Here is a 227-nt window from a genome sequence, read left to right as displayed (position 1 = left end):
CTCGCCTCTGCCCAGTGACCCTGCCGTTTTGAAGACCATGGTGACCGCCCTTCAGGCGGAGAACCGGAAGATGTCGGCCAGTTTGCGGGCGCATGATCTTCTGGTTCAGGCGCTGCGCATCCGGATTGCCAAGCTGCAAAAGCAGGCCTTCGGCGCGCGCTCTGAAAAGATCGAACGCGAGATCAAACAACTGGAGCTGGCGCTTGAGGATTTGCAGGTGGCTCTGG

The 227-nt window shown here is 59.9% G+C and carries 1 pseudogene; it reads left to right on the top strand.

Annotation, left to right across the window (positions count from 1 at the left end):
- Positions 1-7: 7 nt before the first annotated feature.
- A pseudogene (locus E1297_RS00125) lies at positions 8-227 on the top strand (IS66 family transposase); the annotation flags it as partial.

The sequence above is a fragment of the Roseibium sp. RKSG952 genome (assembly GCF_009711355.1).
This window is presented reverse-complemented; position numbering and strand designations above follow the sequence as displayed.